Source organism: Microbacterium sp. NPDC087592, from assembly GCF_044743585.1.
Lineage (GTDB): Bacteria > Actinomycetota > Actinomycetes > Actinomycetales > Microbacteriaceae > Microbacterium.
The window spans coordinates 54,127-67,592 of sequence record NZ_JBIUWT010000001.1 but is presented as its reverse complement, the minus strand read 5'-3'; the positions used below and the strand labels follow the sequence as shown (position 1 = coordinate 67,592).

The 13,466-nt window shown below is 69.6% G+C and carries 15 protein-coding genes; 8 read left to right on the top strand and 7 right to left on the bottom strand.

Annotated elements, in window-relative coordinates; genetic code table 11:
* Position 1: 1 nt before the first annotated feature.
* Both ACIOTO_RS00275 and ACIOTO_RS00270 read left to right on the top strand, forming a co-directional pair.
* Positions 2-379: a twin-arginine translocase TatA/TatE family subunit gene (locus tag ACIOTO_RS00275; protein WP_029262054.1), complete on the top strand. Its 378-nt coding sequence runs from the start codon at positions 2-4 to the stop codon at positions 377-379.
* Positions 376-1,017: a hypothetical protein gene (locus ACIOTO_RS00270; RefSeq protein WP_400855818.1), complete on the top strand. Its 642-nt coding sequence runs from the start codon at positions 376-378 to the stop codon at positions 1,015-1,017. The genes ACIOTO_RS00275 and ACIOTO_RS00270 overlap by 4 nt, the downstream gene beginning before the upstream one ends.
* A gap of 11 nt (positions 1,018-1,028) precedes the next feature.
* Here ACIOTO_RS00270 and ACIOTO_RS00265 read toward each other — a convergent pair whose 3' ends face one another.
* The 3 genes from ACIOTO_RS00265 to ACIOTO_RS00255 are packed head-to-tail and all read right to left on the bottom strand — an operon-like array spanning position 1,029 to position 3,927.
* On the bottom strand, positions 1,029-2,150 hold the full coding sequence (locus ACIOTO_RS00265) for an Mrp/NBP35 family ATP-binding protein (protein ID WP_400855817.1): 1,122 nt from the start codon (positions 2,148-2,150) through the stop codon (positions 1,029-1,031).
* Entirely contained in the window at positions 2,147-2,659 is a 513-nt protein-coding gene (locus ACIOTO_RS00260) for a DUF1003 domain-containing protein (RefSeq protein WP_105709600.1), read from the bottom strand. Before ACIOTO_RS00260 ends, ACIOTO_RS00265 begins: the two co-directional genes overlap by 4 nt.
* A complete protein-coding gene (locus ACIOTO_RS00255; RefSeq protein WP_029273778.1) occupies positions 2,659-3,927 on the bottom strand; it encodes a magnesium transporter MgtE N-terminal domain-containing protein in 1,269 nt (422 codons plus the stop codon). Before ACIOTO_RS00255 ends, ACIOTO_RS00260 begins: the two co-directional genes overlap by 1 nt.
* 85 nt (positions 3,928-4,012) lie before the next feature.
* On the opposite strand from ACIOTO_RS00255, the gene ACIOTO_RS00250 reads away from it, so the two are divergent.
* From ACIOTO_RS00250 to ACIOTO_RS00240, 3 genes are all read left to right on the top strand, one after another.
* Positions 4,013-4,753, top strand: coding sequence for a general stress protein (locus tag ACIOTO_RS00250; protein ID WP_372467245.1), 741 nt, complete (start codon positions 4,013-4,015; stop codon positions 4,751-4,753).
* 308 nt (positions 4,754-5,061) lie between these two features.
* Positions 5,062-5,559: a DUF4870 domain-containing protein gene (locus tag ACIOTO_RS00245; protein ID WP_105709602.1), complete on the top strand. Its 498-nt coding sequence runs from the start codon at positions 5,062-5,064 to the stop codon at positions 5,557-5,559.
* Positions 5,559-6,209, top strand: coding sequence for an alpha/beta family hydrolase (locus tag ACIOTO_RS00240; protein WP_400855815.1), 651 nt, complete (start codon positions 5,559-5,561; stop codon positions 6,207-6,209). Before ACIOTO_RS00245 ends, ACIOTO_RS00240 begins: the two co-directional genes overlap by 1 nt.
* Before the next feature lie 24 nt (positions 6,210-6,233).
* On the opposite strand, the gene ACIOTO_RS00235 is transcribed toward ACIOTO_RS00240, so the two are convergent.
* Entirely contained in the window at positions 6,234-7,655 is a 1,422-nt protein-coding gene (locus ACIOTO_RS00235; RefSeq protein ID WP_105709604.1) for an aminopeptidase P family protein, read from the bottom strand.
* A gap of 37 nt (positions 7,656-7,692) precedes the next feature.
* Positions 7,693-8,715 carry an endonuclease/exonuclease/phosphatase family protein gene (locus ACIOTO_RS00230; protein ID WP_400855814.1) on the bottom strand — a complete coding sequence of 341 codons (1,023 nt, stop codon included), beginning with the start codon at positions 8,713-8,715 and terminating at the stop codon, positions 7,693-7,695.
* Between the two features lie 99 nt (positions 8,716-8,814).
* Between ACIOTO_RS00230 and ACIOTO_RS00225 the strand changes: the two genes are divergently transcribed.
* Together ACIOTO_RS00225 and ACIOTO_RS00220 are read left to right on the top strand one after the other, a co-directional pair.
* Positions 8,815-9,687 carry a PHP domain-containing protein gene (locus ACIOTO_RS00225; protein WP_400855813.1) on the top strand — a complete coding sequence of 291 codons (873 nt, stop codon included), beginning with the start codon at positions 8,815-8,817 and terminating at the stop codon, positions 9,685-9,687.
* Positions 9,688-9,750: 63 nt separating this feature from the next.
* Positions 9,751-10,638: a DUF817 domain-containing protein gene (locus ACIOTO_RS00220; RefSeq protein WP_400855812.1), complete on the top strand. Its 888-nt coding sequence runs from the start codon at positions 9,751-9,753 to the stop codon at positions 10,636-10,638.
* A 76-nt stretch (positions 10,639-10,714) separates the two neighbouring features.
* Here the strand turns inward: ACIOTO_RS00220 and ACIOTO_RS00215 are convergent, their stop codons facing one another.
* Positions 10,715-12,235 carry a DEAD/DEAH box helicase gene (locus ACIOTO_RS00215; protein WP_029262042.1) on the bottom strand — a complete coding sequence of 507 codons (1,521 nt, stop codon included), beginning with the start codon at positions 12,233-12,235 and terminating at the stop codon, positions 10,715-10,717.
* Positions 12,236-12,431: 196 nt separating this feature from the next.
* Here ACIOTO_RS00215 and ACIOTO_RS00210 point away from each other — a divergent pair, with 196 nt between their 5' ends.
* Positions 12,432-13,145: a ferritin-like fold-containing protein gene (locus ACIOTO_RS00210; protein WP_105709607.1), complete on the top strand. Its 714-nt coding sequence runs from the start codon at positions 12,432-12,434 to the stop codon at positions 13,143-13,145.
* A 27-nt stretch (positions 13,146-13,172) separates the two neighbouring features.
* Here the strand turns inward: ACIOTO_RS00210 and ACIOTO_RS00205 are convergent, their stop codons facing one another.
* On the bottom strand, positions 13,173-13,460 hold the full coding sequence (locus tag ACIOTO_RS00205) for a hypothetical protein (RefSeq protein WP_105709608.1): 288 nt from the start codon (positions 13,458-13,460) through the stop codon (positions 13,173-13,175).
* Positions 13,461-13,466 lie beyond the last annotated feature (6 nt).

Genomic DNA, 13,466 nt, shown 5'->3' with positions numbered 1-13,466 from the left:
GATGACGTTCGGGCTCACCTTCGAGAAGCTGCTGCTGATCGGTCTCATCGCGGTCCTCATCATCGGCCCGGAGCGTCTCCCGCGAGCTGCCGAGGGCTTCTCGCGCATGGTCCGAAAAGCCGGCGAGTACCTCCGCTCGACCAAGTCCCGCATGCGTGAGGAGATGGGTCCGGAGCTCGACGATGTGGACTGGCGCAAGCTCGACCCCCGTCAGTACGATCCCCGCCGCATCATCCGCGATGCGCTGTTCGAGGAGCCGCAGCCGACGACGACGCCGACGCAGGCGCGGGAGACGATCGCGGAGCCTGTCGCTCCCCGTGCGCTCCCGCAGGAGTTCAGCGCGAGCAACCGGCCCCCCTTCGATCCCGAAGCCACGTGACCCGAGGGCGGCTCGCCGATCGCGATGCCGTGGCATTCGGGTTCTCCGCTCTGTGCGCGTGCATCGGCGTCCTGATCTGGACGCTCTGGGTATTGCCTGTCGCCGCCTCCGTGAGTGACGCCGATCCGGTTCCGCTGGGACGCGGGGCGACGGTCGAGCTGCAGGAGGGCGAGCGCGTCGGCATCTGGGGCAGTGGTGTCTCCGCGATGCTCGGGACGCTGGAGTGTTCGGTATCGGATCCGGACGGCGCCGAGCTCTCTCAGCGTGCAGGACCCTCGCTGTCGTGGGACGACACGCTCTGGTGGATGACCCCGAAGCGCGGGTTCGAGCAGCACACGCAGTTCACCGCTGTCCGCGCGGGCGTCCACACCGTCACCTGCGCCGACTCGCTCGACACCTACGACGGCGAGTTCCTCGTCGCCGGGGACGCCTTCGGAAGCGGCGCCATCGGTCTCGGCCGCACGGGCGGGAACGACTTCGCCGTGGGGACGTTGCTGGCGTTCGGCGCGGTGTTCTGTCTTCCCGTCGCCGTGGTGCTGCCCGTGGTCATCCTGGTCCGCCGACGCGTCACCAGGCGAAGAAGCACGCGAGATGCCGAGCGCGCGCACGCGTCCTGGACGCAGTTCCCGGAGCCTTAGGAGAGCCGCACTCAGCCGATCGTCATCGGCAGCGAGCGGCCGGACAGGCCACGCCCCTGCCGAGCGAGGGTGCGGGCGAGATCGAGGATCGTCGTGGCCGCGGCATCCTTCGTCGCGCCGGCGACGATCGGGATGCCGGCGTCTCCACCCTCACGGAGCGCAGGGCTCAGGGGAATGGAGGCCAGCAGCGGGACCGTGGTACCCGGCTCGGACAGCGCTTCGGCGACCGCCGCCCCTCCACCCGAGCCGAACAGATCGATCACCGTGCCGTCGGGGAGCGCGTACGCCGCCATGTTCTCGATGACCCCGATCACCCGCTGACCGGTCTGCCGTGCGACGAGTCCGCTGCGGATCGCCACCTCCGCGGCAGCGGTCTGCGGGGTGGTCACGACGAGGACCTCCGCGTGGGGGAGGAGCTGGCCGATCGAGATGGCGATGTCGCCGGTGCCGGGCGGCATGTCGATGAGCAGCACGTCGAGATCGCCGAAGAACACATCGGTGAGGAACTGCTGCACCGTGCGGTGCAGCATCGGTCCACGCCACGCCACGACCGCCTCTCCGTCGCGGAGGAACATCCCGATCGAGATGGTCTTCACTCCGTGCGCCACCGGGGGCAGCATGAGGTCGTCGATACGAGTCGGCTGCGTCCCGGCGGGGATGCCGAGGAGCCCGGGAATCGAGAATCCGTGCACGTCGGCATCGACGAGGCCGACCGACAGTCCCTCGTCGGCGAGCGCCACGGCGAGGTTGGCGGTGACCGTCGATTTACCCACGCCGCCCTTGCCGCTGGAGACGAGGATCACGCGGGTGAGCGAGTCGGGCCCGAAGGGCATCTGGCGGGCGGGCCTGCCGTCGCGGAGCTTCTCGGTCAGCGCCTTGCGCTCGGCCGGGGTCATCACGCCCACCTCGACGTCGACCGCGGCGATGCCGGGGACGGATGCTGCAGCCTCGCGCACATCGGACTCGATGCGCGCCGCCGCAGGGCAGCCCACGATCGTCAGGACGATGCCGACCTGAGCGCGGTCTCCGTCCACGGCGATCTCGCGGACCATGTCGAGCTCGCCGATGGGGCGGCGCAGCTCCGGGTCCGTCACCGCGGAGACTGCGGCACGGACGAGGTCGGCCCCGGTCACGATGCGGCGCCTGCCGTCGGCTTGTCCCCGGTGTCTTCGAGCTCGGCGAGCAGAGCCTTCAACTCCTGCCGCAGCACGTCGCGCGTCACGGCCTGCGCGTTGCGCTCCTCGAGTGACATGCGCAGCGCCACGATCTCGCGGGCGAGGTACTCGGTGTCGGCGAGGTTGCGCTCCGCGCGCTGGCGGTCCTGCTCGATCTGCACACGGTCGCGATCGTCCTGGCGGTTCTGCGCGAGGAGGATCAGCGGCGCGGCGTACGAGGCCTGCAGCGAGAGCATGAGCGTCAGGGCGGTGAAGCCGAGGGCGGCATCGTCGAAGCGGAGCTCGTCGGGCATCAGGGTGTTCCAGACGATCCAGACCACGCAGAACAGGCTGAGGATGACCAGGAACGCCGGGGTCCCCATCGCACGGGCGACCCACTCCGTGAACCGGCCGAACCGATCGCGCGAGGTCGTGCGGGGCCTCGTCGTGCTGCGGCCGGGGGCATCGAGGCGCGGCGACCGGGGCATCAGCGGGCCTCCTTCGCGGAGGACGAGGTGTCATCGCTGTCGTGCGATCGCCAGTCGTCGGGGAGCAGATAGTCGAGCACGTCGTCGATGCTGATCGCACCGACCAGGCGGTGGGCCGCGTCGATCACCGGCAGCGAGACGAGATCGTAGCTCGCCAGCAGTCTCGCCACCTCGGCGGCGGATGCGGTGACGGGAACGGGCTCGAGGCTGTCGTCGAGGATCGCGCCGAGTCGCTCGTGGGGCGGGTAGCGCAGCATCCGCTGGAAGTGCACGAGTCCGAGCAGACGCCCGGTCGGCGTCTCGAACGGCGGCAGGGTGACGAACACAGCGGCGGCCAGCGCGGGGTGCAGCTCGTGGCGGCGGATCAGGGCCAGCGCCTCCGCGACGGTGGCGTCGGCCGAGAGGATGATCGGCTCCGGGGTCATCAGGCCACCCGCGGTGTCGGGACCGTAGCGCAGCAGCATCCTGACGTCTTCGGCTTCTTCCGGCTCCATCAGCTCGAGAAGCTGTTCGAGTCGGTCCGGGGCCAGCTGGGCGAGCAGGTCGGCGGCGTCGTCCGGTTCCATCTGGTCGAGGATGTCGGCAGCGCGCTCGTCGCCAAGACGATCGAGGATGTGCACCTGCTCGTCCTCGGGCATCTCCTCGAGGGCGTCGGCGAGACGGTCGTCCGACAGCTCCTCGGCGACTTCGATCATGCGCTGCTGCGGAAGATCGAGAAGGGTGTTGGCGAGGTCGGCGGCGTGCAGCTCCGAGTACGAGGCGACGAGCTGCTCGGCGGACTGCGATTCACCCGGTGCACGCTGCTCGGCGACCTCGCTCCAGGCGGCGAACGTGGTCGGACCCTTCGCGAACGGCGAGGCGCTGGTCTTCGGGCGGCGGAGGAACAACTGACTGATCGCCCATTCGCCGAGGCGGTTCGGCTCGATCGCGACGTCTTCGATGACGGCCGTGCCGCTGCCGTCCGCGAAGCTCACGCGCCGTCCGAGCATCTCGGCGAGCACGCGCACCTCGCCTGCGCGGGGAGAGAAGCGCCGCACGTTGATCAGGCCGGTGGTGATGACCTGTCCGGACCGGATCGAGGTGACCCGGCCGATCGAGAGGAACACATGGCGTCGCCCCGGGATCTCCACGACCAGACCGATCACGCGGGGGGCCGCGGTACTTCGGTAGACGACGACGACATCCCGGACCTTGCCGAGCCGGTCGCCGAGGGGGTCGAAGACGGCGCACCCGGCCAGGCGCGCGGCGAAAACCCGTTGTGTGCTCACTTCTCCAGAGTAGTCGGCGGGTCCGGTCGAGGGCGGGATGGTCGCGCCTCGGGCCGTCGACCGGTACGCGTGGAAGAATAGCCGGATGAGTATGCTGAACCGCCCCGCGAGCGGCACCGAGACCGGCGAGATGGTCGCTTCGACGCGCGACTACGAGAGCGCGCAGAAGACGGTGTCGAAGCTGATCGCGGGGGAGGTGCCGGCACGGGACATCGCGATCGTCGGGCAGAGCGTGCGCACGGTCGAGCGTGTGACCGGAAAGCTGGGGTATGCGGCGGCCGCGCGTTCGGGTGCTGTCAACGGCGTCCTGATCGGCCTGTTCCTGTCGGCGATCCTCGTGATCGGCAACCCCGAGGTGCCGATCCAGCTCTTCGTCGGCTTCGTCTTCATCGGCGTCGCACTCGGCATGCTCCTGAGTCTCGTCACCTACGCGATCGTGCGTCGCCGGCGCGACTTCGCGAGCGTCACGCAGTTCGCGGCCGACCACTACGAGGTCACGGTGCAGACGGCATCGCTCGCGAAGGCCCGTCAGGTGCTCGGCGCGACGAAGACAGCGCCCGTGCGGCCGCCCGTGAACCTCGACGAGCCGCCGCGGTACGGCGAGCGGATCACGCCCGGTGCGGCGACTCCCGAGCCCGCGGAGCCCGTGGTCCCGCCGCGTCCCGCCGATCCCGTCGCGGAACCGCAGCTGCCGGAGGGCGATCCCGCCCCCGAGGCCGGCCCGGCGGCGCCCGCTGCCGACGAGGCGGCGCCGATCTCCCCGCTGCCCGCTCCCGAACCCGGCATCGCGCCCGGCTCGGATGCGCCGGAAGGTGACCGACGATGACGCTCCCCGAGTCTCCCGAGCCGGGCGAGTTCTCTCCGCCGCCGCCACCTGCGCCCCCGGCGTCGACTGCACCGCCTGCGCCGCCTGCGCCCCCGGCGTCGACTGCACCGCCTGTGCCCCCGGCGCCGACTGCGCTGCCGGTGCCCCCTGCGCCGCCCGCACCGCCTGCTCAGGCATACGCTGCCCCCGCGGCGCCCGCGGGATATCCGGCGCCGGGATACCCGCCTCCCGGAACCCCGGCACCCGGATACCCAGCCCCCGCGTACCAGGCACCTGCGCATCAGGCACCCGGTCAACAGGCTGCTGCCGTGCCGCCCGGGTATGTCCCGCCGGCGTACCCAGGACCTGGTTATCCGTCGCAGACGTATCCCGCTCCCGGTCACCCCGGGCAGTTCCCCCCTGCGGTCGCGCCGGCACGCGGTCTGCTCCCGTGGGCGCTCGGCTTCCTGGTCCTCATCCCGTTCCCGTTCATCGGAGGGCTCGCGTCGGGCCTCGCGATGGCTGTCAGCGGGGGATCGGCGCGTCGAACCGGCGGACCCGCTGCGGAGAACGCGCGGTCGGCCTTGAACTGGGGACTGACCTACCTGATGGTGTCGACGGTGCTCCTCGTCATGCACTTCGTGCTGCTCATCACCGTGACCTCTCAGGGCAACGCCTCCACCGGGTTCTTCCCGCTGGGCATCCCCATCACGTTGTACTTCGCCGTCTCGCTGCTGCACGTCGTGCTCGTGATCATCGGCACGGTGCGGGTGTCTTCGGGAGGCGTCATGCGCGTCCCCTTCGCCATCCCCTTCGCGCGCGCCTGATGACGACGATCCAGGTCGATCTCCCGACGGGGCCGACCGTGGTCAGCGCGGACTGGTTCTCCGGCGGGAACGGCGTGACGGTGCTCGTCGCGCACGGTGCCGGCACCGGCAAGGACCATCCGTTCCTCACGGGGTTCACGGAGGCCCTGGGCGGACTCGGCTTCTCCACCCTGCGCTTCAACTTCCCGTATGTGGAGCAGGGGAGGAAGATGCCCGGGCCCGCGGCGTACGCGATGTCGACGTGGCGGGCCGCTGTGGCGTTCGCTCGCGCGCAGGAGCCGGGAAATTCGGTGTGGGCGACGGGTAAGTCCTACGGCGGACGCATGGCATCGATGGCCATCGCGGACGGTCTCATCGTCGACGGCCTGGCGTACCTCGGCTATCCGCTGCACCCACCGGGCAGGCCCGAGAAGCCACGCGTGGAGCATCTGCCGGCCATCGCGGTTCCGCAGTTGTTCGTCGAGGGCACGAACGACCCTTTCATCCAGCCGATCTCGCAGTTCGAAGAAGCGGTCGCGTCCTGTCAGGATGCCCGAGTCGTCTGGATCGAGGGCGGCGGCCACACCTTCGAGGTGAAGGGACAGAAGCGTCCCGCCTCCGAGATCGGCGCATCTCTCGCGCCGATCGTCGCCGAGTTCACACGCCGCTAGCGGCGAACTCGGCGACGTGCCGTGTCAGCCCTGTAGCCGGGCGATCCACGCCTCGACCTCGTCGGCCGTGCGCGGGATGTCCGCCGACAGGTTGACCGGGCCGTCCTCGGTCATGAGGATGTCGTCCTCGATGCGCACGCCGATCCCGCGGAGCTCGGCCGGAACCGTCAGGTCGTCGATCTGGAAGTACAGGCCGGGCTCGATCGTGAACACCATGCCGGGGGCCAGGATGCCGTCGTAGTACATCTCACGGCGTGCCTGCGCGCAGTCGTGCACGTCGATGCCGAGGTGGTGCGAGGTGCCGTGCACCATGTACCGGCGGTGCTGGCCACCCTTGTCCGCATCGAGCGCCTCCTCGGCGGTGACCGGAAGCAGGCCCCACTCGGCGGTGCGCTCGGCGATGACCTTCATGGCCGCGCCGTGCACATCGCGGAATCGCACACCGATCCGGGCTGCCGCGAAGGCCGCGTCCGCTGCTTCGCGCACCGTCTCGTACACGCGGCGCTGCACCTCGGTGAACGTCCCGGAGACGGGAAGCGTGCGGGTGATGTCGGCGGTGTACAGGCTGTCGGCCTCGACACCGGCATCGACCAGGATCAGGTCGCCGGGGGCGACCGTGCCGTCGTTGCGCGTCCAGTGCAGATAGCAGGCGTGGGGCCCCGACGCGGCGATCGTGTCGTAGCCCTCGCCGTTGCCGTCTTCGCGAGCCCGGCGGTGGAACACTCCTTCGACGACGCGCTCGCCGCGGGCGTGGGCGACGGCGGCGGGGAGCTCGCGGATGATGTCGTCGAACCCGTCGGCCGTGATCTCGACCGCACGGCGCATCTCGGCGATCTCGAACTCGTCCTTGATGAGGCGCAGCTCGGAGACGAACCGGGTCAGCGCGTCGTCCTCTTCGAGCACCAGCTCGCCCGCGACGGCCTCGAGCTCGTCCAGGTGGGCGGTCGCGATCTCGAGGTCGGCGGCGACGCCGGCCAGGGACGGGCGGGGGCCGATCCAGAACTCGCCGACCGTGGCATCGGCATAGAACTCGGTCGTCGTCCGGTCGGCACGCTCACGGAAGAAGAGCGTGATGTCATGTCCCGAGTCGGTGGGTGCGAAGACCAGTACCGAGTCGGGCTCCGCGTCCGACGCCCATCCGGTGAGGTGCGCGAAGGCGGAGTGCGCCCGGAAGACGTAGTCGGTGTCGTTGCTGCGCTGCTTGAGGGAGCCGGCGGGGATCACCAGGCGCTTGCCGGGGAACGCGGCCGAGACGGCAGCACGGCGGACGGCGGCGTAGGAGGCCTGTGCGCGGGGAGCCGGGAGGGTCTCCGGGCGCTCGGCCCAGCCGGTGGAGATGGTGTCGAGGAAGCCCTGGGGGAACGGCTGCTTGCGGTTCGTGGTGCTGTTCTCGGCCGATGCTTCGACGGTGGGTTCTGCGATCGTGTCGCGCTCTCCGGTGCTCATCCCTCCAGTCTGTCATCTGCAGGGAGTGCACGGGAGTTCAGCCGGCGGGCTCCAGCTGCACGACGAGCGCGCGGTGGTCGCTGCCGCCGGCGTCGTCGAGAACGACGGAGCCGGTCGGAGTCCAGTTCTGCGAGGCCATCACGTGGTCGATCGGCGCACCGGCGAGCGGCGGGAGCGAGCTCGGCCAGGTGCCGGTGACTCCGTTGCCGGTGCGCGCCGCCACGTCACGGCAGTAGCCGATGTCGCCGCCCTCCACGCCGAGACCGGCCATGTGGTCGATCGTCGCGTTGAAGTCTCCCGCCAGGATGAAGTCCCCCTGCGGGCACTGGTCGGCGATCCACTGCAGATCGGTCTGCCACTGCTGCATCTCTTCCATGCGCGGTGCGACCGCGTGCACGGCGACGATCGTGGGACCTTCGCCGTCGATCGGCATCAGGACGACGCTGGGCACGGAACCCGTGTTGCTGGTGCCGTCCTTCGCCGACTCGATGACGGAGTACTCGCCGAGGTCGGGGGCGACCAGGACCGTGGTCTGCCAGGATTGCGGTCCGTCCTGTACATCGGGGCGGAACTGCACGTGGTGCACCCACATCGGGTGCCCCTGCTCCCTCAGCATGATCGCGATCCGCTCACCGACCTCTTCGGTGGTCTCGGGCAGCGCGACCACGTCCGCGCCCTGGTCGAGGATCCGCTGTGCGATCACGTCGGCCGACACGGCCTCGCCCGCGGTGTTCCAGGTGAGCACTCGGACGCTGCTGTCGGTCTTCTCCGGAAGTGCGGTCGCTCCGAAGCCCCTGCTGGCTCCGATCAGTGCGGTGGCGCTCGCTCCCAGCAGGGTGACGATCAGCACCGACGCGGCGAACCCGCGAAGCGGACGCGCGAACAACAGCAGGAGGGCGAGCACCACGATGATGAGGAAGCCGCCGAGAACCAGGCCGCGGACGGAGACGAGCTGGGCGAAGGGATAGGTCTGCTCGAGGTGGAAGAACTGCGGCCACACCACGATCGCCGTCGCGATCGCGAGCAGGACGGTGAAGAGGATCCCCAGTAGTCGAAACATCCCCTCCAGCCTAGAAGCGCCGCCTGTGAAGTCCCTGCCCCGACATCCTCTCCGTGCGCCTCCGCGCCCGGCGACGGTCGCGCTCGGTACGCTCGGAGGATGGCCACTCCGTCTGCCGGGTTCGCCGGTCCCGCCGACCTGCACCTGCACTCCCACCAGTCCGACGGCACGGAGTCGCCGGCCGAGGTGATGCGGCAGGTCCACGCGCACGGGATCCGCACGGCGGCGCTCACCGACCACGACCGCTCCACCGGGTGGGCCGAGGCGGGCGATACGGCCGTCGCGCTCGGAATGACCTTCATCCCCGGCATGGAGCTCTCGGCCAAGCACGAATGGCGCAGTGTGCACGTACTGGGCTATCTCTTCGACCCCGAGAACGAGGCCCTGCGCACCGAGACCGATCGCATCCGCGGAGACCGGATCGGCCGTGCCGAGCGCATCGTTCGGAACATCGGGCGGGACTACGACCTCCACTGGGAGGACGTCGTCGCGCAGACGAACCTGGATGCGACGGTGGGGCGCCCCCACATCGCCGACGCGCTGATCGCCCGCGGCATCGTCCGCGACCGGACCGAGGCGTTCGACGGCATCCTGCACCCGCGCGAGGGGTACTACGAGCCGCACTATGCGCCGGATCCCCTCACCGCCGTACGTCTGATCACGCAGGCCGGGGGAGTGGCCGTCATCGCGCACCCCGTGACGTCGGGCCGCGACCGGATGATGCCGGTGCCGTTCATCGAACGGCTGATCGCCGCTGGCCTCGGTGGCTTCGAGATCGACCATCGCGAGAACACCGAGGCCGGCAAGCGGAAGCTGCGGGAGATCGCCGCCGAGCACGACCTCATCATCACCGGTTCCAGCGACTATCACGGCAGCGGCAAACCCAACCGTCCGGGCGAGAACACCACGTCCGACGAGATGGTCGCGCGGCTCATAGCACGCGGCACCGGCATCTCCCCGCGTTATCCCTGATCCTCGGCAATCTGTCGGTCATCTCCCGGCCGGCTGTCGACGGCGACCGATACCGTCCGAGGCATGCAGCGAGCGACTTCCCTGGAGCGGCGCGTCGATGCGATCGCTCACCAGCTCCTCCGCGGCGCTCCGGCGCACGGAATCCGCGCCGGCCTGATCGAGTTCGCGGTGTTCGTGCTGAAGCAGGCATGGGCGTGCATCTTCGGGGCGGCACTGCTCGTCGCGATCGTGGCAGCGCGGCTCTGGTACCCCGACGATGCGGCGCTCGCCCGCAACGATGCGCTCACGATCGCCGCGGTGCTCATCCAACTCGCGATGCTGGCCTTCCGGCTGGAGAGCGGTCGAGAGCTGTGGGTCATCGTGCTGTTCCACATCACCGGTACCGTGATGGAGTTGTTCAAGACCGATGTCGGATCGTGGGCCTACGCCGCGGACGGCTTCCTGCGCATCGGCGGGGTGCCCCTGTTCAGCGGTTTCATGTACGCCGCTGTCGGGTCGTACATGGTGCGCGTCTACCGCCTCTTCGACCTGGGCTTCGAGAGGTATCCGCGTCGGTGGATGACGGCGATCCTCGCGGTCGCGATCTACGTCAACTTCTTCACGCACCACTGGTGGTGGGATGCGCGTTGGGTGCTGCTGGTCGGCGTCGTGCTGCTGTGGCTGCCCACCGTCATGCACGCCCGCGTGTGGCGTCGCACGATCCGGCTACCGCTCCTGGCCGTCTTCGCCGGTGTCGCCGTGTTCATCTATCTCGCCGAGAACATCGGCACCTGGGCGGGTGCGTGGGCGTATCCGGAGCAGGCCGAGGGCTGGCAGCCGGTGTCTCTGAGCAAGCTGACCTCGTGGTTCCTGCTGATGATCATCTCGGTCGTCCTCGTCGCGTGGGTGTATCCGCCGCAGGTACCCGCCGCGTTGCTGCAACGCGGGCAGGCCGCTCAGGCACCGGTGTGACCCGGGTGCACGACGAAGGGCGCGTGAACCGGACCGTCGTCCGCTTCACGCGCCCTTCGTGAGGTGCTGTGGTCTGTCAGGCTCCGGTGACCGGAGCCGCTCCTGCGCCGGAACCGCCGCGACGACGCCGGCGACGACGTGCCGGGGCCGGCTTGCCGTCGTGGTGTTCCTTGCCCGCACCATCGTGCGTGCCGGCGCCCTCGGCACCACGGTCGGCCGCCGGCGCAGACTGGCCCTCTCCCGACGTGGGCTCGGCGGCGCCTTCGGCGAACGTCGAACCGACCGGGGTGGTGCTGTTGCGGCGGCGGCGACGGCGGCGCGTGCCACCCTCGTCGGTGCCTTCAGCCGCGGCATCCGCAGCCCGCTCGGGACGGCGCGTGCGCTCTGTCTTGACCGACTCGGTCTTCGGAGCCGAAACGAGACGGCCCTTGGTGCCCTGTGGGATGTCGAGGTCCTCGAACAGGTGCGGACTCGACGAGTAGGTCTCGATCGGTTCCGGCTGGCCGAACTCGAGGGCGCGGTTGATGAGGGCCCACTTGTGCAGGTCCTCCCAGTCGACGAACGTGACCGCGATACCGGTCTTGCCCGCGCGGCCGGTGCGGCCCGCGCGGTGGAGGTACGTCTTGTCCTCGTCCGGGATGGTGTGGTTGATCACGTGGGTCACGTCATCGACGTCGATACCGCGGGCGGCGACGTCGGTCGCGACGAGCACGTCGCGCTTGCCGGCCTTGAACGCGGCCATCGAGCGCTCGCGCTGATCCTGGCCCATGTCGCCGTGCACACCGCCGACGTTGAAGCCGCGGTCGCCCAGTTCGTCGACGAGGCGCTGTGCCGCACGCTTGGTGCGCGTGAAGATCACGGTCTTGCCGCGGCCCTCGGCCTGCAGGATGCGGGCGATGATCTCGTCCTTGTCCATCGAATGCGCGCGGTAGACGAGGTGCTTGATGTTCGCCTGCGTCAGGCCCTCGTCGGGGTCGTTCGCGCGGATGTGGATCGGGTTCGACATGAAGCGGCGGGCGAGTGCCACGATCGGGCCGGGCATGGTCGCCGAGAACAGCTGCGTGTGGCGGACCGCCGGGACCTTCTGGAAGATCTTCTCGATGTCGGCGAGGAAGCCGAGGTCGAGCATCTTGTCGGCCTCGTCGAGCACGACCTCGGTCGCGTTCGAGAGGTCGAGCAGACGCTGGCCCGCGAGGTCGATGAGGCGACCGGGGGTGCCGACCACGATCTGCGCGCCGGCCTTGAGCTGGTCGATCTGTCCCTCGTACGCCTTGCCGCCGTAGATGGCGACGACGCTGGTGGAACGGTTGCTGGTGAGCAGGTCGATGTCTTCGTAGACCTGCACCGCGAGCTCGCGGGTCGGCACCACGATGAGCGCCTTGACGCCGTGCTCCGGGTCCTTGCCGAGGCGCTGGACCACGGGGATGCCGAACCCGAAGGTCTTTCCCGTTCCGGTCTTCGCCTGGCCGATGATGTCCTGGCCGGGAAGGCCGAGGGGGATGGTCTGCTCCTGGATCGGGAACGCGTCGACGATGCCCTTGGCGGCGAGCGCGTCGACGATGTCCTGATCGATGCCGAGATCGGCGAAAGTTGTCACTTTATTCAGATTGCCTGTCCGGCGAGCCTGGGGGATCGCCACGTAAACGGAGCCACGCCGTCTCTTGTGCCACAGGCGCGGGGCCCCGCTCCGACGGCGGGGACACGCCCAGCCTACCCGAGGGGTCGTCGGGACCCGGAAGGAGGTCGTGGCGCGGGTATTGTGAACGACGTGGCGAACTCGGGAGGAAGACCTCGTGGTTAAGTGGTTCTGGCAGCGCGAAGACGCGCCGCGGCGTACCCTCGCCCTGCGCAGTCGAGGGGAACAGAGCGATGCCACGCGCGTCGACTTCGCCGAACTCGCCCCCGAACTGGATCGTTTCCTCGGCCAGGCGGCCTACCTGCAGCTGGGGTATTTCGAGACGCTCACCCGGCTCATCCGAGCGACGCCGGAGCTGTCCGAGAAGGAGTCGCTATCGCGCGCGGCCGGGGCAGCGCTGACGAAGCACCGCGGCATCGTCGAGGTCATCGCGGAACGCGGCGGGGATCCCACACAGGTGATGCTGCCGTTCCGCGAGCACCTCGATGCGTTCCGACGCAAGACGATCGGTGCGCGTCCGCGTGAGACCCTGCTGGCGGTCTACATCACCGCGGGGATGCTCGACGACTTCTACCTCGCGCTCGCCTCGAGCTACGGCGACACCGGCCGCCGGGTCGCGCAGATCCTGCGAGAGGACGACGCCGGCCACGAGATCGTCGCGATCATCCAGGAGACGATCGAGAGCGACGAGGAGTGGCGTTCGCTGCTGTCGATGTGGGCGCGCAGACTGGTCGGAGACACGATCCTCGTCTGCCGCTCCGCCCTGCGACCCGAGTTGCTCGACGTCGACGACGCGCGCATCGAGCCGGTGTACACCGAGCTGATGGGAGCGCACGCGCGCCGCATGGATGCGATGGGACTCGCGTCGTAGAGACCTTCGCGGGCCAGGGTGTCCGGGTCAGATGCCCAGTGCGGTCCTGGCCGTCGCGTCGGAGCGCTTGCGCAGTGCCGTGATGGCCAGGGTACCGACGGCGGCGATCGCGACGGCGCCGAGAACGCTCGCGACCCACAGCCAGATGCTGTCCTCGCCGACGCCCAGCCACTGCAGGCCCGTGTAGAGGATCGCCGAGGCCGCCGTCGCGATGGCGGGGGCGAGGACGACCCCGCGCAGCTCGCGGTCGGCGATCAGGAAGTGCACCGCGATTCCCAGTGCGCACGCTCCGACGAGTGCGAGGAGGATGTACATCGTCGG